Here is a 21,597-nt window from a genome sequence, read left to right as displayed (position 1 = left end):
AAAAGAACCTCATGTCGCAACAAGACATTTCCCGCGACCTGCACACCACGCTGGCCGAGCGCACGCGCCACCTGCAGGCCATTGCCCATTCGCTGAAGGCCGAGCTGTTCGGCATCGACGAGATCATCGATCGCGTGATCGATTCGCTGCGCGCCTGGTACGTGCTGCCGCAGCTCATCAGCCGCCCAGTCGTCATCTGCCTGTGGGGCCTGACCGGCACCGGCAAGACGCAGCTCGTGCGGCGCCTGGCGCAGCACCTGGGCTTCTACGACCGCTTCATCGAAGTGCAGATGGACGGCTTCAGCCACGGTTCGGGCCACCGCACCGCCGGCTCCATCTCGGCCATGCTGGCCGAGTCGGGCATCGCCGAGGGCGCGCCCGGCATCCTCGTGCTCGACGAGTTCCAGCGCTTTCGCACCGTGGATGCCAACGGCAAGGAAGCGCGCGTGGAGCGCTACCAGGACGTGTGGGCGCTGCTCTCGGACGGCCGCCTGCCGCCGTCGCTGTCGGTGCTCAGCGAGATCGAGTCGTCGCTGGCCTGGGCCGAGTACGACCAGGACCGCCGCACCGATGACGACGATGAAGACGAAGAGGACGACGGCGCCAAGGCTGGCAAGACCAAGCGCAAGCGCCGCCTGCAGCTCTCGCCCTGGGAAGCGCAGGAGTTCAAGCGCTGCCTGAAGCTGCGCGAGTCGCTGCTCGAAATCATGACCTGGAAGCCCGACGAAATCCAGGCGCGGCTGCGCGCCTTCCGCGCCTCGCAGGACAACTGGGAGACCGACTACTCCAAGCTGCTGGTCTTCGTCTCGGGCAACCTCGACGAGATGTACGCCGAGACCGCCAAGCGGGTGGAAGACTGCGACACCGACGCCGACATCTTCCACGCGCTGACGAAGAAGCTCTCGCTCATCGACGTGAAGAAGGCGCTGGCCGAACGCTTCAAGCCCGAGCAGGTCGCGCGGCTGGGCAACAACCACGTGATCTACCCCTCGTTCAGCCGCGCCACCTACGTGCGCCTGATCCTGTCGATCTGCGACCGCTACGTGAGCGAGATCCAGGAAAGCTCGGGCGTGCGCTTCGTGCTCGACGCGAGCGTGTACGAGCAGATCTACGCCAACGCCGTGTTCCCGGCGCAGGGCACGCGGCCGCTGTTCTCGTCGATCCACGCGATCCTGAGCGCGACGCTGGTCAATGCCGCGCTGTGGGCGCTCGAACAGGGCGCGCACGGCAGCGAGCCCGTGTGGCTGATGCTCGACCCCGGCGAGGTCACGCCCGGCGGCCCGCGCCTGGTCGCGCGCTTCCGGCTGGCGCGGCGCGAGTTCCCGGTGGCGCTGGAGCTGAACCGGCTCAAGCAGCGCGCCAACGCCGACTTCCGTGCGCTGCTCGCGGTGCACGAGGCCGGCCATGGCCTGGTGTACGCCCTGCTCTTCGGCCGCGCGCCGCAGGAGATCCGCATCAACGTGGCCTCCTTCGAGGGTGGCTACAACAGCTACGTGAAGCGCAAGGCCTGGTCCAAGCGCAACCTGCTGGACAGCGTCTGCGTGAGCCTGGCCGGCCGCGCGGCCGAGCGGCTGGTGTTCGGCGAATCGGGCTGCACCACCGGCGCCGAGCGCGACCTGATGCAGGCGACCGCCACGGCAGCGCGCCACGTGCGCCACCTGGGCTTCGGCACCCGCTGGAGCCGAACCGACGTGACGACCGATGCGAACGACAACCTGAACACCGACGTGGCCGCCACCAACCGCGAGATCGAGGCCATCCTGGCGCGCGAACACACCCGCGCGCTGGGCCTGCTCGAAGCGCACGCCACCGCCTTCATGGCGGTGGTCGATGCGCTGATGGCGCACGGTTCGATCGCGCCGGACGAGCTCGCCGGACTGCTCGGCCTGCCGCTGGCACCGGCCGCGCCGGCGGGTGCGGCCGAGGCGGCGGTCGAGCCGCTGGACGCCTACGCCGACCAGCTCGAGGCCTTCAAGGCCCGCGGCACGCCCGCCGCGGCCGGGGCCGGCCGGCTGCTGCGCGCCCTGGCATGACGCGCTGCACCAAAACCTTGCCAAGAATGCACAATCACGCCCCATGTCCACCGTCTTCAATTTCACCTTCGTGCCCTGGTTCCGCTCGGTCGCGCCCTACATCCACACGCACCGCGGCAAGACCTTCGTGGTCGCGCTGGCGGGTGAGGCCATCGCGGCGGGCAAGCTGCAGAACATCGCGCAGGACCTGGCCCTGATCCAGAGCATGGGCGTCAAGATCGTGCTGGTGCACGGCTTCCGCCCGCAGGTCAACGAGCAGTTGGCAGCCAAGGGCCACGAGGCGAAGTACTCGCACGGCATCCGCATCACCGACGCCGTGGCGCTCGACTCGGCGCAGGAAGCCGCGGGCCAGCTGCGCTACGAGATCGAAGCCGCCTTCAGCCAGGGCCTGCCCAACACGCCCATGGCCGGCTCGACGGTGCGCGTGATCTCGGGCAACTTCATCACCGCGCGCCCCGTGGGCGTAGTCGACGGGGTGGACTTCAAGCATTCGGGCCTGGTGCGCAAGGTGGACGCGGCCGGCATCCGCCGCACGCTCGACTTCGGCGCGATGGTGCTCATGTCGCCCTTCGGCTTCTCGCCGACCGGCGAGGCCTTCAACCTCACGATGGAAGAAGTGGCGACCAGCGTGGCCATCTCGATCCAGGCCGACAAGCTGATCTTCCTGACCGAAGTGCCGGGCATCCGCGTGGACAGCGAACTGCCCGAGAGCGAAGACAACCCGATCGACACCGAACTGCCGCTGGCCGCCGCCGAGAAGCTGCTGGCCTCGCTGCCGCCCGCGCAGAAGCCGACCGACACCGCCTTCTACCTGCAGCACTGCGTGAAGGCCTGCAAGGGCGGCGTGGAGCGCAACCACATCCTGCCGTTCGCGCTCGACGGCTCGCTGCTGCTCGAGATCTACGTGCACGACGGCGTCGGCACCATGGTCATCGACGAAAAGCTCGAGAGCCTGCGCGAAGCCACGGTGGACGACATCGGCGGCATCCTGCAGCTCATCGAGCCCTTCGAGCGCGACGGGACGCTGGTCAAGCGCGACCGCACCGAGATCGAGCGCGACGTGGGCCACTACACGGTCATCGAGCACGACGGCGTGATCTTCGGCTGCGCGGCGCTGTACCCGTACCCCGAGGCGAAAACCGCCGAGATGGCCGCGCTCACGGTGTCGCCGCAGTCGCAGTCGCAGGGCGACGGCGAACGCATCCTCAAGCGCATCGAGCACCGCGCCAAGGCCATGGGCCTGGAAAGCATCTTCGTGCTCACCACCGTCACGATGCATTGGTTCCTCAAGCGCGGCTTCCAGCAGGTCAACCCCGACTGGCTGCCCGAGGCGCGCAAGCGCAAGTACAACTGGGACCGCAAGAGCCAGGTGCTGGTCAAGAAGATCTGAAGAAGAAACCCATCCGAAGAAAGACGCCCCGATGACGCTCGCCACCGCCCTGCTGTTCGCCATCGTGGCCTTCGCCGCCATCGCCACGCCCGGCCCCACCGTGCTGCTGGCCCTGAGCAACGGCTCGCGCCACGGCGTGCGGCGGGCGCTGCCGGGCATGCTCGGCGCGGTGCTGTCCGACTTCGTGCTGGTCGGCGCCGTGGCGCTGGGCCTGGGCGCGCTGCTCGCGGCTTCGGAGTTCTGGTTCTCGATGCTGAAGTGGGTGGGCGCGGTCTACCTGGCCTGGCTCGGGCTGCGCATGCTGCGCTCCCAGGGCGGTTTCCAGCTGCCGAGCGCGGACGCCGCGGCCACCGTCACGGCGGTCGAAAGCCGGCGCATCTTCTTCAAGTCGTTCCTGGTGGCGGTGACCAACCCCAAGGGCTACATCTTCTGCTCGGCGCTGCTGCCGCAGTTCATCGACCCGGCCGCCGCGCAGGCGCCGCAGTACCTGATCATTGCGCTGATCTTCGCGGGGCTGGACATGGCGGTGATGCTGGCCTACGCCTTCGTCGGCGCCCGCGCGATCCGGCTGCTCACGGTGTCGGCCACGCGCTGGATCGACCGCGCCTGCGGCGGCATGCTGCTGGCGCTGGCAGGCTCGCTCGCTTTCTACCGGCGCAGCGCGGCCACCGCCGTCTGACCCATCCCGCCCCTCGACCGCTGTCCTCAGGCAGCGGCGCTCCTCCCCACGATGTTTTTTCCGGCAAGCCGCCGTCCCGCGGCCTGCCCGTGCTGTTTTTTTCAATGGAGGAAATGAAAGAATGAAGAACTACCAAGCCCTGCTGGGTGCCACCCTGGTCGCCGTGTCGGCGCTCGTCGCGGGCTGCGGCGACAAGGCGGACAAGACCGCCCCACCCGCTTCCGCGGAAGCCAAGCCCGCCGCCCAGGCCGGCAACGACCAGCAGCAACTCGTCGAGAAGTACAACCTCTACGTCGACGTCTCGAACAACCTGCGCACCTCGTTCCAGGAAGCCCGCGAGAGCTACGTGACCGGCCAGGTGCCGCTGCTGCAGGCCAAGGCGCCGCTCACCAGCCTGCGCATCCAGAACGACATTCTGGTCGACCGCTCAGCCAAGAAGCTCGATGCCGCCGCCGCCATCGCCGCGCCGCTGCCCGAGATCGACGAATCGGCCAAGGCCTTCTCGGCCGCGCTCAAGGTGCTGTCGCCCCTGAGCCGCGAGCTGAACGACTACGCCAATTCCAAGGGTTACCTCGCCGACAACGGCGACAAGGCCCGCCAGATGAGCGCCGACTACCTGGCCGCGCTCACCACCGTCGCGCAGGCCGAAGCGGCCTTCGACAAGGGCCTGAGCGCCCGCGACCGGGCGCTCACCAAGGAAGCCTTCGAGAAGGCGCCCAAGGACACCGCCGCTTACTACCGCGCCGGCCTGATCTACCACGGCAAGCTCAACCACGCCGACGCCATGGCGCTGTTCGCCGCGCCCAACGACCCGCAGGCGCTGGCCGCCTTCGAGGCCTCGCTGGCGCTGGTGGCCGACTCGGCCGCAGGCTGGAGCAAGAAAACCAGCGAGCAGTCGACCCAGAACGGCAAGAGCTGCAGCGGTGGCATGCTGCAGATCAACGAGTTCATCGGCCAGTCGCGCTCGGTGATCAAGGACGCCAAGGACGGCGTGTTCAAGCGCAAGGAAACCGGTGCGATGGCCCGCATGGGCCGCTCGGCCATCGTCGACGCGGCCAACCGCTACAACCAGAATTTCGCCAACATGATCGGCCAGTTCAACCGCCCGCTTTGCTGAGCGGGCCAAGGGGCGCGGGGCGTGCGGGCCACCCGGCCCGTCGCCGATAATCCGGGGCATGAATCCCTTGCTTGCCAAATTGCAGCCGTACCCGTTCGAGCGGCTGAAGCAGCTGTTCGCGGGCGTCACGCCCGCCCCCGAATTCGCCCCCATCAGCCTGGGCATCGGCGAGCCCAAGCACGCCACGCCGGCCTTCATCAAGGACGCCCTGAGCGCCGGCCTCGGCGCCCTTGCCGCCTACCCGGCCACCGCCGGCGAGCTGAAACTGCGCACCGCCTTCACCCATTGGCTGCATCGCCGCTACAGCCTGACGCTCGACCCGGCCACCCAGGTGCTGCCGGTCAACGGCTCGCGCGAGGCGCTGTTCTCGCTCGCCCAGACCGTGGTCGACGCCAGCGCCCAGCCGAAGCCGGTGGTGATGTCGCCCAACCCGTTCTATCAAATCTACGAGGGCGCGGCCCTGCTCTCGGGCGCCGAGCCGTACTACGTGCCCAGCGTGCCCGCGCGCAACTTCGCCGTCGACTGGGACAGCGTGCCCGACGACGTCTGGGCCCGCACCCAGCTCGTGTTCGTCTGCTCGCCGGGCAATCCGACGGGCGCGGTGATGTCTCTGGACGAGTGGAAGAAGCTCTTCGCGCTGTCCGACCGCCACGGCTTCGTGATCGCCGCCGACGAGTGCTACAGCGAGATCTACTTCCGCGACGAGCCCCCGCTGAGCGGCCTCGAAGCCTCGATGAAGCTCGGCCGCCCCGACTTCAAGAACCTGATCGCGCTCACCTCGCTGTCCAAGCGCAGCAACGTGCCCGGCCTGCGCAGCGGCTTCGTGGCCGGCGACGCGGCGCTCATCAAGGGTTTTTTGCTCTACCGCACCTACCACGGCAGCGCCATGAGCGGCGCCGTGGCCGCCGCCAGCATCGCGGCCTGGGGCGACGAGTCGCACGTGGTCGACAACCGCGCCCAGTACCGCGCCAAGTTCGCCGCCGTCACGCCGCTGCTCGAACCCGTGCTCGACGTGCGCCTGCCCGACGCCAGCTTCTACCTCTGGGCCGGCGTGCCCGAAGTGTGGGCTGGCGACGACGAAGCCTTCGCCCGCGCGCTCTACGCTCAATACAATGTCACGGTTCTGCCGGGGAGCTATCTGGCGCGCGACACCGACCACAGCGCCAACCCGGGCCGCGGTCGCATCCGCATGGCGCTGGTGGCCGAAACGGCCGAGTGCGTCGAGGCCGCCCAGCGCATCGTCCGTTTCGTCAAAGACGGCCGCCGCTGACCCCCTGTCGCCCCGCTTCCCTGCCCCTTTTTCACCCGAGACTCTCTCCATGACACAGCAACTGCAACAAATCATCGACGCCGCGTGGGAAGACCGCGCCAACATCTCGATCAACGCCGCTCCCGCCGAAGTGCGCGATGCCGTCGAGCACGTGATCACCGAGCTGAACAACGGCAAGCTGCGCGTCGCCACCCGCCAGGGCGTGGGCCAGTGGACCGTGCACCAGTGGATCAAGAAGGCCGTGCTGCTGTCGTTCCGCCTGAAGGACAACGAACAGATCCAGGCCGGCTCGCTGGGCTTCTACGACAAGGTGCCGACCAAGTTCTCGCACCTGTCGGCCGCCGAGCTGAAGGAATCGGGCGTGCGCATCGTGCCGCCGGCCGTGGCCCGCCGCGGCAGCTTCATCGCCAAGGGCGCGATCCTGATGCCCTCGTACGTGAACATCGGCGCCTACGTGGGCGAAGGCTCCATGGTCGACACCTGGGCCACCGTTGGTTCGTGCGCGCAGGTCGGTGCCAACGTGCACCTGTCGGGCGGCGTGGGCCTGGGCGGCGTGCTCGAGCCGCTGCAAGCCAACCCGACCATCATCGAAGACAACTGCTTCATCGGCGCGCGCTCCGAAGTCGTCGAAGGCGTGATCGTCGAAGAGAACTCGGTGCTGGGCATGGGCGTGTACCTGGGCCAGAGCACCCCGATCTTCAACCGCGACACCGGCGAGATCTCGTACGGCCGCGTGCCCGCCGGCAGCGTGGTCATCAGCGGCAGCCTGCCCAAGAAGACCAAGTCGGGCCAGGACTACAGCACCTACGCCGCAGTCATCGTCAAGACGGTCGACGCGCAAACGCGTTCGAAGACCAGCCTGAACGACCTGCTGCGCGACTAAAACGCACCCACCACCGGCCGCCTGCTTCAACGCGCGCGGCCGGTTCGCTTCTTCCCTGAGAAAAAAACAGCACCGAGGAGAGAGACCGATGAACATGATGGAACGGATTCTTCGTTTGATGGCCGAGCGCAAGGCCTCCGACATCTACCTCTCGGCCCACTCCCCGGTGATGATCCGCATCAACGGCAACTGCCTGCCCATCAATGCGCAGGTGCTGCCGCCGACGGCGCCGCTGGCGCTGCTGTCGGAAGTGGTGCCCGAAGCCCGCATCCAGGAACTGGAAAACACGGGCGAACTCAACATGGCCGTCGCCCTCGAAGGCGCCGGCAACTACCGCATCAGCGCCATGCGCCAGCGCGGCAGCTACGCCGTGGTGGTGCGGCACATCGCCTCGGTCATCCCCAGCTTCGACGACCTGAACCTGCCCGACATCCTGAAGTCGCTCATCATGGAAAAGCGCGGGCTGATCCTGATGGTGGGCGCCACCGGCGCGGGCAAGACGACCACGCTGGCCTCGATGCTCGACTACCGCAACGAGCACGCCAGCGGCCACATCCTCACGGTCGAAGAGCCGATCGAGTTCACCTACACCAACAAGAAATCGCTGGTGAACCAGCGCGACGTGGGCAGCGACACCACCTCGCTGCAGGTGGCCCTGAAGAACGCGCTGCGCCAGGCGCCCGACGTGATCCAGATCGGCGAAATCCGCGACCGCGACACCATGACGGCCGCCATTGCCTACGCGCAGTCGGGCCACCTGTGCGTGGCCACGCTGCACGCCAACAACAGCTACCGCGCGCTGAACCGCATCCTGAGCTTCTTCCCGGTCGAGGTGCGCCCCACCCTGCTGGGCGACCTGGGCTCGGCGCTGCGCGCCGTGGTGTCGCAGCGCCTGCTGCGCACGCCGGCCGGCGGGCGTGTGCCCGCGCTCGAAGTGATGCTGAACACCGCGCTGGTGGCCGACCTGATCGAAAAGGGCGACTTCTCCGGCGTCAAGGAAGCCATGGAGCAGTCGATGGCCGAAGGCTCGCAGACCTTCGAGGAAGACATCGCCCGCCTCATCACCGAGGAACGCGTGACCCGCGAAGAAGGCCTGGCCAACGCCGACTCGCCCACCAACCTGATGTGGCGCCTGCAGAACCGCGACGCGCCCAAGAAGCAGGCCGAGGATCGCGACCTGACCGACCAGCTCGACGAACCCACCTTCACCGACATCACGCTAGACGTGAAGTTCTGACCGCCCCCTAATCCCGCTCCCTCGATGTCCCGTACGCTCCAGCTCGCCGAACAACTGATCTCGCGCCCTTCCGTCACCCCCGACGACGCGGGTTGCCAACAGATCCTGGGCGAACGCCTCGCCGCGCTGGGCTTCACGCTGGAAACCATCGAGAGCGGCCCGGCCGATTTCCGGGTCACCAACCTCTGGGCCGTGCGCCGCCCCACCAACGGCAAGGCGACCAAGACGCTGGTCTTCGCCGGCCACACCGACGTGGTGCCCACCGGCCCGCTCGACCAGTGGAGCAGCCACCCGTTCACGCCCACGCACCGCGACGGCAAGCTCTATGGCCGCGGCGCCTGCGACATGAAGACCTCGGTCGCGGCCTTCGTGACCTCCATCGAAGAATTCCTGCAGGGCGAGCCCGACCCGGCGCTCACACTGGCCCTGCTGCTGACCAGCGACGAGGAAGGCCCCGGCGTCGACGGCACCGTGATCGTCTGCAACGCGCTGGCCGCACGCGGTGAAACCATCGACTACTGCATCGTCGGCGAGCCCACCTCGGTCGCGCGCTGCGGCGACATGATCAAGAACGGCCGCCGCGGCACCATGAGCGGCAAGCTCACGGTGAACGGCGTGCAGGGCCACATCGCCTACCCGCACCTGGCGAAGAACCCGGTGCACGCGGTGGCGCCCGCGCTGGCCGAACTCGTGGCGATCAACGCCGCCGGTGGCTGGGACGCGCAAAGCAACCCCTACTTCCAGCCCACCAGCTGGCAGATCAGCAATTTCCATGCGGGCACCGGCGCGAGCAACGTCATTCCGGGCAGCGCGGTGATCGACTTCAACTTCCGCTTCTCGACCGAGTCCACGCCCGAATCGCTGCAACAGCGCGTGCATGCCGTGCTCGACGCGCACGGCGTCGACTGCACACTGGCCTGGACCGTCGGCGGCCTGCCCTTCCTGACCACGCCGGGCGAGCTCGTCACGGCCGTGCAGGCGGCGATCCGCGAAGAAACCGGCCTGGACACCGAGCTGTCGACCAGCGGCGGCACCAGCGACGCGCGCTTCATCGCCAAGATCTGCAAGCAGGTGGTCGAGTGCGGCCCTGTGAACGCCAGCATCCACAAGATCGACGAGCACATCGAGGTGGCCGAGATCGAGACGCTGAAGAACATCTACCTGCGCACGCTGCGCGGGCTCGACGCGGCGCTTGCGCAAGGCGCGCGATGAGCACGGTCATCGAACTGATCGAAGCCGGCGCCAGGCGGCTCGAAGACGCCGGTGTGGCCTTCGGCCACGGCACCGCCAACGCCTTCGACGAAGCCGCCTGGCTCGTGCTGTGGCGCCTGAAGCAGCCGCTGGACGACATCGACGCCGTGGCCGACACCCCCGTGTCGCCGGCCGACGCTGCCAAGGTGGCCGCGCTCATCGACGAGCGCATCGCCACGCGCAAACCCGCCGCCTACCTCACGAAAGAAGCATGGCTGCAAGGCGTGCCCTTCTACGTGGACGAGCGCGCCATCGTGCCGCGCAGCTTCATTGCCGAGCTCATCGCCGACGGCAGCATCGACTACTGGCTGGGCGAGCACACGCAGCGCGTGCTCGACCTGTGCACCGGCAACGGCAGCCTCGCGGTGCTCGCGGCGCTCACCTACCCGGATGTGACGGTGGACGCGGCCGACCTGTCGGTGCAAGCGCTCGAAGTGGCCGCCATCAACGTCACGCGCCATGCACTCGACGCCCGCGTCAAGTTGATCGAATCGGACGGCCTGAAGAGCGTGCCCGGTACGTACGACCTCGTGCTGTGCAACCCGCCCTACGTGAACAGCGCCAGCATGGCTGCGCTGCCTGCCGAATACCGCGCCGAGCCCGAACTGGCGCTGGCCGGCGGCACCGACGGCATGGATTTCGTGCGGCAACTGTTCGCCGACGCGCCCGCCCGCATGAGCGAGCAGGCCGTGCTGGTGCTGGAGATCGGCAACGAGCGCGACTACTTCGAGGCCGCGTTTCCGCAGCTCGAGGTGGTCTGGCTCGAAACCTCGGCCGGCGAAGACCAGGTGCTGCTGGTCACCCGGACGGCGCTGCTGGCCGGCGCCGGCGTGCGTTAGCGACGCCCGCCGCCCCCGCTTCACCGCCTTGAACGCAGCCTCCGGGCTGCGCCCCTTTTCATCGGGCGATGTCCGCCTTTGCCCCTTCGCGCCGGCTCGCTGAAGGTCGGACGGGATAATCCCCCCTACGGTTCCTATTTCATGATTACTCTCAAAAACGTCATTCTTCGCCGCAGCGCCAAGAAACTGCTGGACGGCGCCACCGTCAATCTCAACCCCGGCGAAAAGGTCGGCCTGGTGGGACGCAACGGCGCCGGCAAGTCGTCGCTGTTCGCGCTGTTCAACGGCACGCTGCACGAAGACGGCGGCGACTTCTACATTCCCAAACAGTGGCGCATGGCCCAGGTCGCGCAGGACATGCCCGAGACCGAGGAGTCGGCCACCGACTTCGTGGTCGGCGGCGACACCCGCCTGACCGAGCTGCGCGCCACGCTGGCCGCCATCGAGGCCGCCTACGCCGAGAACCCCGACGATGCCGACATCGGCATGGAACTGGCCCACGCTTACACCGACCTGGCCGATGCCGGCGAGCACGACGCCGTGCCGCGCGCGCAGGCGCTGGTGCTGGGCCTGGGCTTCAAGTCGCACGAGCTCGACGAGCCCGTCAACAGCTTCTCGGGCGGCTGGCGCATGCGCCTGCAGCTGGCCCGCGCGCTGATGTGCCCGAGCGACCTGCTGCTGCTCGACGAGCCGACCAACCACCTGGACCTGGACGCCCTGGTGTGGCTCGAAGCCTGGCTGCAGAAGTACCCCGGCACCATGATCGTCATCAGCCACGACCGCGAGTTTCTCGACGCCGTGACCGACGTCACCCTGCACATCGCCAACGCCCAGCTCACGCGCTACGGCGGCAACTACAGCAAGTTCGAGGACATGCGCGCGCTGCAGATGGAGCAGCAGCAGGTGGCCTTCAGCAAGCAGCAGGACAAGATCGCCCACCTGCAGAAGTTCATCGACCGCTTCAAGGCCAAGGCCAGCAAGGCCAAGCAGGCGCAAAGCCGCGTCAAGGCGCTGGAGCGCATGGAAAAGGTGGCGCCGCTCCTGGCCGAGGCCGACTTCACCTTCGAGTTCAAGGAGCCGGGCAACATCCCGAACCCGATGCTCTCGATCGACAACGCCAGCTTCGGCTACGAGGTCGAGGGCGAAGCGCCCAAGACCATCCTGCGCGGCGTGAGCCGCTCGGTGCTGGCGGGCCAGCGCATCGGCATCCTGGGCGCCAACGGCCAGGGCAAGTCGACGCTGGTGAAGACCATCGCGCGCGAAATGGGCGCGCTGGCCGGCCAGGTCACCGAAGGCAAGGGCCTGAACATCGGCTACTTCGCGCAGCAGGAACTCGACGTGCTGCGCCCGCAGGACAACCCGCTGGAGCACATGGTGCGCATGGCGCGCGAGCTGGGCAGCAATGCCAAGGAAGCCACTGGCGAGCAGGCCCTGCGCGGCTTCCTGGGCAGCTTCAACTTCAGCGGCGACATGGTCAAGCAGCCCGTGGGCACCATGAGCGGCGGCGAAAAAGCCCGCCTCGTGCTCGCGATGATGGTCTGGCAGCGCCCCAACCTGTTGCTGCTGGACGAGCCCACCAACCACCTGGACCTGGCCACCCGCGAGGCCCTGGCCGTGGCGCTCAACGAGTTCGAAGGCACGCTGATGCTGGTGAGCCACGACCGTGCGCTGCTGCGCTCGGTGTGCGACGAGTTCTGGCTCGTGGGCCGCGGCGTCGTCACCGACTTCGACGGCGACCTGGACGACTACCAGCGCTACCTGCTCGACGAATCCAAGCGCCTGCGCGAAGAGGCCAAGGTGGCCGTGCGCGAGGCGGACGCCGTGGCGGCGGCTGCTGCGGCCGCCGCAGCTGCCGCGCCAGTGAAGAGCAGCAACACCCCCGAGCAGCGCAAGCAGGACGCCCAGGAGCGCCAGCAGCGCAGCGAGCAGGCCAAGCCGCTGAAGAAGGAGATCGCCAAGATCGACGAGCGCATGGCCGCGGCAAGCACCGAGCGCAGCACGCTCGAAGCCCGGCTGGCAGAACCGCTGCCGCCCGCCGAGATCGCCGATGCCGGCAAGCGGCTGAAGGCGCTCAACGACGAGATCGCGCAGCTCGAAGAGCGCTGGCTGGCGCTGTCCGACCAGCTCGAAGCGCTGGCGGCATAACCCCTGCCGCCCGCACGGCCCGGCCGGTCTCCACCGGCGCGGCCGGGTAGCATGGCACGCTCAGGGAACCCGCCAAGGAGCCACGCTGCATGCCTTCTTCGATCGAACTCGCCCGGGGCGATGAAAAACTCATTGCGGCCATCCACCGCAGCCGACGCCTGATCGGCCGCAAGGCCCTCATGGCCGCCGCCGCCAGCGCCGTGCCGCTGCCCGGCGTCGACTGGATGGCCGACGCGGCGCTGCTGTCGCGCCTGGTGCCGCAGATCAGCGCCGAGTTCGGCCTCTCGGTCACCCAGGTCGAAAAGCTCGCGCCGCACCAGCGCGAGCGCATCCAGAAGGCCGCGACCACGCTGGGCGCCCTGCTTGTGGGGCGGCTTGTCACGCGCGAGCTGCTGATGAAGCTGGCCCGGCACGCCGGCATCCGCCTCACCGCCAAGCAGGCCACCAAGTACGTGCCCATCGCCGGGCAGGTCGTGTCGGCCGCGCTCGGCTATGCCGCGCTGCGCGCGCTGGGCGAACAGCACATCAAGGACTGCGTGCGCGTGAGCACCACGCTGGCCCTGACGCCGCCCGAGCCCGCCGAACGGCTCAAGCCGGCCTGATCCGGCCACTTCCGGCTCAGTGGCCGGCTCAGTCGCCGGCTGGCGGCGGTCCGTAGTGCGGGGCCGGCCGCAGCGCCTCTTCCTTCATGCGCTGCTCGTAGGCGGCCAGCAGCGCGACGTAGTGGCGCGACATCACGTCGCTCACCCGCCCCAGCCCGATCTTGCTGACCGTGGGCTGCGGAATGCCCGTGCGTTCCTGGATCTGCTTTTGCGTCAATCCGAGCGCTCGCAGCGCCTGCACCAATTCGCGTGGCTTCATATCGATCCTCCCTTTTTTTCCTATTTTAGAGTCCAATACGAATATTCATCTGCGCTTGAATCTCCACCCCATGGAGACTATTGCTTCACGTGCCCTGGCCGCACGCAAATTCGCCAAGATGACGCAGAAGCAGGCCGAGGCCGCTTCGGGCGTCAAGCAGTCGAGCATCTCGAAGATCGAGCGTGGCGACACCAGCCGGTCGATGAGCGTGCTCGCCTTGGCACGCGCCTACCGCGCCGACCCCAACTGGCTCGACACCGGCGACGGCCCCGCCCCGTGGGACGAGGTGCAGATCCGCCTGGCACGCGACAACGCCCACGAGCCGCCCGGCCCCTACCGCGTCACCCGCATCGCGCCCGTCGGCCCGGCCTTCGCGCCGCAGACGCCCGGCACCGTGCCGCTGATCTCGTGGGAGCAGGCCGGCGAATGGCGCGGCGCCGAATCGCCGCCCCGGCCCACGCTGGCCGAACGCTGGATTCCCTGCATCGCGCACCACAGCGCCGGCACCTACGCGCTGCGCGTGCGCGGCGACAGCATGACCTCGCCGCACGGGCACCTGAAGAGCTACCCGGCCGGATCGATCGTCTTCGTCGACCCGCAGCACACCACGCCCGACGACGGCGAGCGCGTGGTCGCCAAGCTCGACGACGACATCCGTGGCGAAGTCACCTTCAAGGTCTACAAGGAAGACGCGGGCCGCCGCTGGCTGCTGCCGCTGAACCCCGCGCACGAGGCGGTGCGCGTGCCCTTCACCGTGCTGGGCACCGTGATCGGCAAGTGGGAAGACGAAGACTGAAGGCCCAAAGGGCCTCTTTTCGCGAGGTCAGGTTGCGTACAGATTCGCCGGGCACAGTGAGGTTTCTCCCGGTGGCTTGCACCTCTGATCCTCCCTCCTCCAGCAAGTCACCTTCCAGCCCGCCCTCGTGCGGGCTGTTTTTTTGCCTGCACCGCTGCGCGCCGGGCGGCGGCTTTTGAAGGGGTCGATTCATTCTGGTATATAATTCGCGGTTGCCCGAAACGATCGGGCATTTGCCTGGCCAGGCAAGCTGAATCTCATACCAGCGCGTCGAAGTCATAGCGACGAGAAAAACAACAATGACTTCCGCAAACGAATCTTTGCCGTAGCGTGGACCGCGTAAGAGTTCACGACCAACTTCCGAACAAAGCCCTCCTCGTGAGGGCTTTGTCATTTCCGGCCTGCTAACGGCCCAAGGCGTTTGCCTGCCGTCAGCCCCTCTTTTTTCCTACACGGTGTAACGGAATGCGGCCTACGCGGTTCCACCCGGGCGCAAGAGACGATTCGTTCACTGTCAGCACAGGGAACAAAGGGAACGACATGAGCCTCAGGGACATCCGCGAACGCTACGGCGTGAGCTTCGAAAGAGGAACCCGCGTCATCTGCGGCGGCCGCCTCGGCACCGTCGCCGGCGCGAGCAACTCGCACATCCGCATCAAGTTCGACGGGCGCCAGATCAGCAGCCCGTGCGATCCGCTGGAGGTCCAGCCGTGCCATGAGGGCGCCACGGGCTCCACCGGCCTCGCGGACCTCACGCCGCAAGCCAGCGCGCAGGACTGGCACGCCCCGGCCTGAGGCCAATACCCGGCCCAGAGCGCGCGCGCTGAGCAGCGCGCGCCCACTGGGCCTTGGCTGTTTTTGACGCAGGGTTGGCATCGCGGCCCCGGGGTGCACGTGCCATGATTTTGGCCAGTCCCTTCGGGCCCCCTCCTCTTCGTCAAAGGCCAACGATGCGCATCCTCGCCCTGCTCTTTCCCCGCTTCACCGCCATCGACCTGATCGGCCCGGCCAATTGCTGGGGGTTGATTCCCGGCGTGCAGTTCCAGTTTGCCGCCGCGCAGGCGGGTGCACTGCCCATGGACTTCGGCGGACCGCACGCGGACATCGTGGCCACGCACGACTTCAAGACATGCTGGCAGGACCCCGATGTGCTGCTCGTGCCGGGCGGCGGCAGGCCCGCATTCGAGGCACTCGACAACGACGCCTACCTCGACGCAGTCGCGCACATCGGCGCCCGGGCGGGCTGGGTGACCAGCGTCTGCAACGGCTCGCTGCTGCTGGGCGCGGCCGGGTTGCTCAAGGGCTACAAGGCGGCCTGCTACTGGTACTCGCGCGACTACCTCGAACTGTTCGACGCCCAGCCGGTGAACGAGCGCATCGTCATCGACCGCAACCGAGCCACGGGCGGCGGCATGACGGCCGGCGTGGACTTCGGCCTGCACATGATCGGCCAGTGGGCTGGTGCACCCAACGGCGCGCTGACGGAGCTGTTGATGGAATACGCACCCCAACCGCCCTTCGGTTCGGGCCGACCCGAGATCGCTTCGCAGGAGACGCTGGCGACGGCACGCGGCATCCTGCAAGGAGAAATGCCCAATGACCTCGTGGCGCAGGCGGCTCGCCGGCGCGGCTTTGCCTAGGGCCTGTTCACCCTATTTCTGGCGTCGCGAAGGTCTGCCAAGGCGGGCCAATCAAGGCGCGCTCCTTGCGTGTGCATGCGCACACGCAAGGAGCGCAACGCCGAGTGGCCCGCCGTGGCAGACCTTCCCTTCGGGTTGGCTGGCAAAGGGGCCGTCTGCGGCGTTGCCCGCGCTTGCAAGGCTTCAGCCTTGCTGCGCACGGGCGCCTTGCAGCCAGCCCCTTTGCCAGCCAACGCGACGCCAGAAATAGGGTGAACAGGCCCTAGTTGAGCGCAGCGGCGGTTCCGACAGCTTCCGAGTGCCGGTAGCTGTCCGGCCCGACGCCCAGCACGCGCACGAACGAGCGCCGCATGTTCTGCTCGTCTCCGAATCCGCAGTCGCGCGCGATCTTCTTCAGGCTCAGCGCCGGCTCGGCGAGCGAGCGCAATGCGGCCTCGATGCGGAAGGCCTCGATCGTCTTGGCCGGCGTGCGGCCGACCTGCTCGGTGTAGCGGCGCGCAAAGGTGCGAGGCGCCATGCCCACGCAGTCGGCCAGCGTTTCCACGCTCAGCTCGTCGGCCAGGTGCTCCATGAGCCATGCGTGCAGCTTGCTGAAGCCGCGGTCGCCGGCGATCTGCGACGACAGCGCCGCCGAGAACTGGGACTGATGGCCCGGGCGCTTGAGAAAAGTCACGAAGGAGCGCGCGGCTTCCATCGCGATCTCGTAGCCGTGGTCTTCCTCGAGCACGGCCAGCGCAAGGTCGAGCCCGGCGGTGAAGCCCGCCGACGTCCACAGTTCGCCATCGCGCGAGTAGATGTGGTCGGCCTCGATGCGGCCCTGCGGATAGCGCTCGGCCATCACCCGGGCAGCCTGCCAGTGCGTGGTGACCCGCTTGTTCATGAGCAAGCCCGCTTCCGCCAGCAGGAAGGTGCCGGTGCAGATGCCGCAAATGCGGGGCACCTGGCGGCCTTCGCGCGCCAGCCACGCCACCAGGTCGGCGGGAATCGGCGGGTCCGCGGGCGGCCCGCCGCCGGGCACGACCAGGGTGCCGATGCGCTCAGTGGCGATCTGCGACAAGGGCTCGGTGGCCATGCAGATGCCCGATGACGTGCGGATCGGCTGGCCACCGATGGATGCGATCGCGATGCGGTAGCCCGGCGTGGCGCTGCCGAGAAAATAGCGCGTCGCCATGGCGAAGACATCGGCGGTGCCGGTGATGTCGGAGGCCGTCACCTCGTCGAACGCGAGGATCACCACGAGGTGGCTGTCGGCGGGGTGTGTCATCGAGGTGCTCCAGGGAGCGCAGCGCCGATCGGAGGGGCGGGGCCGCGCGTGCTTTCGGATCGTACGTGCTGCCCCGCGGGAACGCGAGAAGGGCAGGCCCCGGCCTGCCGTCGCGTGTGGTCGATGGCCGGAATTGACAGCAGTTTGTCTGTGCGCGGGCGCCCCGCCTCTCTACGCTGGCCGTCCGTCATCCCGTGAGAGTGAGCCCGCTTCATGACCGCCCTTCATCCGCACGCCGCACTGCCGGTGACCTCGCCGGTGGCCATGCCACCCCTGCCGGCGCCCTCGCCCGCGAAGAAGAACAGTGCGCACTACCGCTGCGCCTGCTGCATCCCGCGCGCGGCGTTTCTTCAGCTGCTCCACGACGTGCACCGCGCAGCGCACGATGCCGACTGGCGACAGCCCGCACCGCTCACCCGACCGATGCTGTGGACGTGCATGGCCGCTGCCTGGCAGGCGCAACCGCTGGGCCTCTCGGGCGCGGCTTTGCCGGCCGCTGGCAGCGACGGTGCGGCACCGCTCGTTCGAAGGCGCGGTGGCCCTTCCAAGGCGCCAGGGGGCGCCGAGCGCGTGCTGTCCGGCGGGCGCATCTTCACGGCCGACCGCACGCATCCGTGGTGCGAGGCGCTCGCCATCGACGAAGGCCGCATCGTCGCCACCGGCACGCGCGCCGAGATCGAGGCCTGGATCGGCGAACGCACCGAAGTCATCGAGCTGCAGGGGCGCCTGGTGATTCCCGGTTTCAACGATGCGCACATGCACCACACGCCCGACCCCGCGGGCATCCGGCTGCCGGTCGATCCGGTCGTGGACCCCGGCTTCGCGCAGGTGGCACCGATGATCGAGGAGGCTGTCGCAGGCTCGCCGGCGGGCACCTGGATCTACGGGGTGATGGGCATCGGGCTGTCGATCGACCGCTCGGTGACGCGCGACGCGCTCGACGCGCTGGCGCCCCGGCACCCGGTCATCCTGCTGGGCATGACCAACCACACCAACGTGGTGAACAGCGCCGCGTTGCAACGGCTGGGCATCTCGGACGACGAGCCCGATCCGCTGGGCGGCACCTACGAACGCGTGGCGGGCACCCGGCGGTTGTCGGGGCGCATCAACGAGTACGCGCAATGGGCGCCGCAGCGCACCTTCGCGTCCATGGCCACGCGCGACGAGGGCGTGGACAGCCTTCGCGCGCTGGCGGCCGATTGCGTGCGCTGGGGCATCACCACCTTGCAGAACATGTCGTGGACGCCCGCGGCCCGTTACGTCGAGATGCTGAAGGCCGCCGACCTGCCGATCAAGGTGCGGGTGATCCGCTTTCCGCCGTCGGGGCCGCAGGGGCGCCTGGTGAGCGAAGGCCGGGAGCTGCCGCGCCAGGTCGCTCCGCGCATCCGCGTGGACGGCACCAAATGGATTCTCGACGGCACGCCCGTCGAACGGGCCTCGGCCATCGGCCGTGCCTACGGCGACGATCCGACGACCCAGGGGCGCGAGAACTTTGCGGCATCCGACGTGCGCGAGATGCTGCGCGAAAGCATCGCCGCGCGCGAACCGCTGCTGCTGCACGCGATCGGCGCGCAGACGCTGGAGACGGTGCTCGCATGCGCGGAGTCCTTCGGCCCCGATGTGGACTGGCGCGACCCCGGCCTGCGCATCGAGCATGCCGACGGCATCACGCCCGCGCAGATCGACCGCACGAAAGCTCTGGGCGTGACGGTGGTGCAGAACCCTTCGCACTTCCTGTTCGGCGATCTGTATTCAGCGCGCTTCGGTGCCGACACGCCCTTTGCGGCTTTCCGCTCGCTATTCGGCGCCGGCATTCCGGTGGCCCTGGGCTCCGACGGGCCGCTGAACCCCTTCCTCGGCCTGTATGCCGCCGTGGTGCATCCGGCCAGGCCCGACGAGGCTGCCAGCATGGAAGACGCCCTGAGGGCCTACACGCACGGCGGCGCGGTGGCCGAAGGGCTGGGTGAGCACAAGGGCCGCCTGGTGCCCGGCGCCTGCGCCGATCTGGCCGTGCTGTCCCAGGACCTGTTCTCGATCGCGCCGTCGGAGATTCCGGCGACCCACAGCCTCCTGACGCTGGTCGACGGCCACGTCGTCCACGAACACGTCTTCACTCCCGCTTCTTCAACCACGGAAACACCATGACCTTGATTCAACAGATCCAGCAGCAAGAGGACGCGCTGGCCCGCGCCATCGCCAGCCGGCGCCTTCCCGACGCCCTGGCGCTCTACACGCAGGATGCGCAACTCCTGCCCGAGGACGCGCCCACCTTCAAGGGCCATGAAGAGATTGCGCGCTTCTTCGAAGGCGTCTTCGCCCAGGGCATCGTGGCCGCGAGCTTCGTGTCGCTCGATGTCGAGGGGAACGAGCACGAGGCCTCGGAGGTCGGCGCGTATGAGCTCCAGGCGGCGACGCCGGAGGGCACGAAGGTCACGGCAGACAGCGGACGCTACCTCGTGCTGTGGCGCAAGGTGGAAGGCCGCTGGCTGATTCACCGGGACATGATCAACCACGGCCCCCAGGGGTGATCGTGCGTGGGGGGCGCGCGCCGCCCATAAAAAAATCCTCAGGTGCTTGCAGCACATGAGGATTGATTGGGGGGTTCTGGTAGGACGTACTGGATTCGAACCAGTGACCAACGGATTAAAAGTGCGGTATGGGCTCCCTGTGAAAACCGTCCACAGAGGGGGAAACGCTTCACACAGCTCCCCGAAAACGCCCATTTTCCATGCCCGTGGTCGAAATCTCCCCCACAGTCTCCGCTCTACTTCGCGCCGGCCTGCTTGATCGATTCCGTGAGCGCTGCGCCCATGGCCTGGCCGCTGTCCTTGCTACCCTTGCTGGAGCCGTAGAAAAAGCTGACGACCTGCTGCGCGTTGGCGGCCACGTAGCCCACCACCGTGCCAATAAGTCCAGAGCACACCGCCATCGTACTGGGGTCCACCTCGACCCGGCCAGTCATCAGGAAGAAGCAGCCGGTGAGCACCAACCCCATGAGAACCGCGAAGGCGCCCAGGATGATGCAGCCCAGCAGGAAGACATTCTCGTGTTCGCCGAACACATGGCGGGCATCGGCTGTGTCCGCGATCAGGGCAGCGTCGGCGGCTTCGTTGATCTTCAGCACGTCGATGTCGAGCTCCTTCATGCGGATCGCGAAGTTGTTCTCTGCTGCCTTGATGGCGACGACCTGCTCGCCAGTCAGCCGACCCGAGCTCACCGCCGCAGCGACGTCGCTCTCGCTGGCATCGCCGCCCAAGCCAAGGGCCTGACCCAGCATGGCGATTGCCTGACCCGCCAATGGGCCGCCCAGAGCGGTGCCGAGAACCGGAGCGATGCCGCCCACCAGCTTTTTCCAGTCGAAATCGGACATGTCAGGCTCCCAGGGCTTTGAGGTTAGCGGCCACGCGGCGGGCCCAGCCCTTGCCGAACGTCGCCCAGGTCGGCAGGTCGGTGTAGAACTGCAGGCGCTGGCCATTGAAGTGGGCGGGCAGTTGCGGCCCCGCGGCGCGCGCGGCGCCCACGGTCACGGCGCCGATCACGCCATCAGGCGTGGCGCCCACGGCGCGCTGCAGCCACTTGGCAGCCTGGCTGGTCCCGTGGTTCACCGCAGCGTCGAACACGTCGAAGCGCACGCTGTCGGGCAGCTCATCGGCGCGCACCGGCGCCCAGTACTTCGCACGGTAGATGTCCTTCGCCTTGGCCATCGGCAGATCACGCATCGGGCCCATGTAGCCCTCGGCGCGCGCAACGGCGACGGTGATGCCCCAGTTCGTTTCGCCGCCCGGGTCGCGCACGTCGTTGACGTAGCCGCCCTCGTGGCCCAGCAGTCGGTCGAATGCCTGGTCGAAGTTCATCGCTTGCCCCCCGTCTCGGCCGATCGCCCGCGCAAGATGGCGATGCCCTCCTTCAAGTCGCTGAGCGTCTTGCCCTGCTCTTTCATCTCGAGCTTGATTTCCGCCAGCGATTGCGCCGTCTGTGCGCGCTCGATGACGGCAACCGCCTTTGTCTGTTCGAGGTCTGCTTTCGTCGCCGCGTTTTCAGCCTTGAGGCCGTAGAAAAGAGCAACACCCGAGAGCGCGACCACGACGGTCTGCAGGATGGTGCCGGTGCTGATCGTTGGATCGAATTTCATCAGGCGCTTTCCTTCGGCGGCTTCACCTTCCAAGGTTGCAGGACGTGTTGCGCGCGTCAT

The 21,597-nt window shown here is 68.0% G+C and carries 21 protein-coding genes; 16 read left to right on the top strand and 5 right to left on the bottom strand.

Features of this window, described 5'->3' with window-relative positions; translation table 11 throughout:
• Positions 1 to 11: 11 nt before the first annotated feature.
• The 11 genes from AC57B8_RS24535 to AC57B8_RS24485 all read left to right on the top strand — a co-directional run bounded on the left by AC57B8_RS24535 (position 12) and on the right by AC57B8_RS24485 (position 13,446).
• Positions 12 to 2,033: an AAA family ATPase gene (locus AC57B8_RS24535; protein WP_496481026.1), complete on the top strand. Its 2,022-nt coding sequence runs from the start codon at positions 12 to 14 to the stop codon at positions 2,031 to 2,033.
• A 43-nt stretch (positions 2,034 to 2,076) separates the two neighbouring features.
• Entirely contained in the window at positions 2,077 to 3,423 is a 1,347-nt protein-coding gene (gene argA, locus AC57B8_RS24530) for an amino-acid N-acetyltransferase (RefSeq protein ID WP_062470199.1), read from the top strand.
• A 31-nt stretch (positions 3,424 to 3,454) separates the two neighbouring features.
• A complete protein-coding gene (locus tag AC57B8_RS24525; protein WP_095745417.1) occupies positions 3,455 to 4,102 on the top strand; it encodes a LysE family translocator in 648 nt (215 codons plus the stop codon).
• A gap of 121 nt (positions 4,103 to 4,223) precedes the next feature.
• Positions 4,224 to 5,219, top strand: coding sequence for a DUF3829 domain-containing protein (locus AC57B8_RS24520; RefSeq protein ID WP_496481025.1), 996 nt, complete (start codon positions 4,224 to 4,226; stop codon positions 5,217 to 5,219).
• A gap of 58 nt (positions 5,220 to 5,277) precedes the next feature.
• Positions 5,278 to 6,489, top strand: a complete 1,212-nt coding sequence (dapC, locus tag AC57B8_RS24515) for a succinyldiaminopimelate transaminase (RefSeq protein ID WP_095745419.1) — start codon at positions 5,278 to 5,280, stop codon at positions 6,487 to 6,489.
• Between the two features lie 49 nt (positions 6,490 to 6,538).
• Positions 6,539 to 7,372 (top strand): 2,3,4,5-tetrahydropyridine-2,6-dicarboxylate N-succinyltransferase, encoded by an 834-nt coding sequence (dapD, locus tag AC57B8_RS24510; RefSeq protein ID WP_062470187.1) that lies wholly within the window; start codon positions 6,539 to 6,541, stop codon positions 7,370 to 7,372.
• An 88-nt stretch (positions 7,373 to 7,460) separates the two neighbouring features.
• Positions 7,461 to 8,609: a PilT/PilU family type 4a pilus ATPase gene (locus AC57B8_RS24505; protein ID WP_062470184.1), complete on the top strand. Its 1,149-nt coding sequence runs from the start codon at positions 7,461 to 7,463 to the stop codon at positions 8,607 to 8,609.
• A gap of 24 nt (positions 8,610 to 8,633) precedes the next feature.
• A complete protein-coding gene (gene dapE, locus AC57B8_RS24500; RefSeq protein ID WP_496481024.1) occupies positions 8,634 to 9,821 on the top strand; it encodes a succinyl-diaminopimelate desuccinylase in 1,188 nt (395 codons plus the stop codon).
• Positions 9,818 to 10,699 (top strand): 50S ribosomal protein L3 N(5)-glutamine methyltransferase, encoded by an 882-nt coding sequence (gene prmB, locus AC57B8_RS24495; protein WP_496481023.1) that lies wholly within the window; start codon positions 9,818 to 9,820, stop codon positions 10,697 to 10,699. The genes dapE and prmB overlap by 4 nt, the downstream gene beginning before the upstream one ends.
• 141 nt (positions 10,700 to 10,840) lie before the next feature.
• Positions 10,841 to 12,844, top strand: coding sequence for an ABC-F family ATP-binding cassette domain-containing protein (locus AC57B8_RS24490; protein ID WP_159276846.1), 2,004 nt, complete (start codon positions 10,841 to 10,843; stop codon positions 12,842 to 12,844).
• An 89-nt stretch (positions 12,845 to 12,933) separates the two neighbouring features.
• Positions 12,934 to 13,446 carry a hypothetical protein gene (locus AC57B8_RS24485; protein WP_139701662.1) on the top strand — a complete coding sequence of 171 codons (513 nt, stop codon included), beginning with the start codon at positions 12,934 to 12,936 and terminating at the stop codon, positions 13,444 to 13,446.
• Positions 13,447 to 13,474: 28 nt separating this feature from the next.
• Here AC57B8_RS24485 and AC57B8_RS24480 read toward each other — a convergent pair whose 3' ends face one another.
• Positions 13,475 to 13,705: a helix-turn-helix domain-containing protein gene (locus AC57B8_RS24480; protein ID WP_062470169.1), complete on the bottom strand. Its 231-nt coding sequence runs from the start codon at positions 13,703 to 13,705 to the stop codon at positions 13,475 to 13,477.
• Positions 13,706 to 13,775: 70 nt separating this feature from the next.
• Here AC57B8_RS24480 and AC57B8_RS24475 point away from each other — a divergent pair, with 70 nt between their 5' ends.
• The 3 genes from AC57B8_RS24475 (at position 13,776) to AC57B8_RS24465 (ending at position 16,141) form a co-directional block, all read left to right on the top strand.
• Positions 13,776 to 14,501: a helix-turn-helix domain-containing protein gene (locus tag AC57B8_RS24475; RefSeq protein ID WP_083259139.1), complete on the top strand. Its 726-nt coding sequence runs from the start codon at positions 13,776 to 13,778 to the stop codon at positions 14,499 to 14,501.
• Between the two features lie 540 nt (positions 14,502 to 15,041).
• Positions 15,042 to 15,296, top strand: coding sequence for a hypothetical protein (locus tag AC57B8_RS24470; RefSeq protein WP_496481022.1), 255 nt, complete (start codon positions 15,042 to 15,044; stop codon positions 15,294 to 15,296).
• A gap of 155 nt (positions 15,297 to 15,451) precedes the next feature.
• Positions 15,452 to 16,141 (top strand): DJ-1/PfpI family protein, encoded by a 690-nt coding sequence (locus tag AC57B8_RS24465; protein WP_495270906.1) that lies wholly within the window; start codon positions 15,452 to 15,454, stop codon positions 16,139 to 16,141.
• Positions 16,142 to 16,403: 262 nt separating this feature from the next.
• On the opposite strand, the gene AC57B8_RS24460 is transcribed toward AC57B8_RS24465, so the two are convergent.
• Complete coding sequence (locus AC57B8_RS24460) at positions 16,404 to 17,405, bottom strand: GlxA family transcriptional regulator (RefSeq protein WP_496481021.1); 1,002 nt, start codon at positions 17,403 to 17,405, stop codon at positions 16,404 to 16,406.
• A gap of 213 nt (positions 17,406 to 17,618) precedes the next feature.
• On the opposite strand from AC57B8_RS24460, the gene AC57B8_RS24455 reads away from it, so the two are divergent.
• Complete coding sequence (locus tag AC57B8_RS24455) at positions 17,619 to 19,550, top strand: amidohydrolase family protein (RefSeq protein ID WP_495270831.1); 1,932 nt, start codon at positions 17,619 to 17,621, stop codon at positions 19,548 to 19,550.
• Positions 19,547 to 19,933: a YybH family protein gene (locus AC57B8_RS24450; protein WP_487846866.1), complete on the top strand. Its 387-nt coding sequence runs from the start codon at positions 19,547 to 19,549 to the stop codon at positions 19,931 to 19,933. Before AC57B8_RS24455 ends, AC57B8_RS24450 begins: the two co-directional genes overlap by 4 nt.
• Before the next feature lie 236 nt (positions 19,934 to 20,169).
• Here AC57B8_RS24450 and AC57B8_RS24445 read toward each other — a convergent pair whose 3' ends face one another.
• Genes AC57B8_RS24445 through AC57B8_RS24435 form a run of 3 tightly spaced genes read right to left on the bottom strand, consistent with a single transcriptional unit; the run spans position 20,170 to position 21,597 of the window.
• Positions 20,170 to 20,775 (bottom strand): hypothetical protein, encoded by a 606-nt coding sequence (locus AC57B8_RS24445; RefSeq protein ID WP_496481020.1) that lies wholly within the window; start codon positions 20,773 to 20,775, stop codon positions 20,170 to 20,172.
• A 1-nt stretch (position 20,776) separates the two neighbouring features.
• The gene (locus AC57B8_RS24440; protein ID WP_496481019.1) at positions 20,777 to 21,259 is read right to left on the bottom strand and encodes a glycoside hydrolase family 108 protein; all 483 of its coding nucleotides are present in this window, start codon (positions 21,257 to 21,259) and stop codon (positions 20,777 to 20,779) included.
• Positions 21,256 to 21,597 (bottom strand): hypothetical protein, encoded by a 342-nt coding sequence (locus AC57B8_RS24435; RefSeq protein ID WP_496481018.1) that lies wholly within the window; start codon positions 21,595 to 21,597, stop codon positions 21,256 to 21,258. The genes AC57B8_RS24440 and AC57B8_RS24435 overlap by 4 nt, the downstream gene beginning before the upstream one ends.

Source organism: Variovorax sp. BGA-UO-ETr-C22, assembly GCF_059567965.1.
This window is presented reverse-complemented; position numbering and strand designations above follow the sequence as displayed.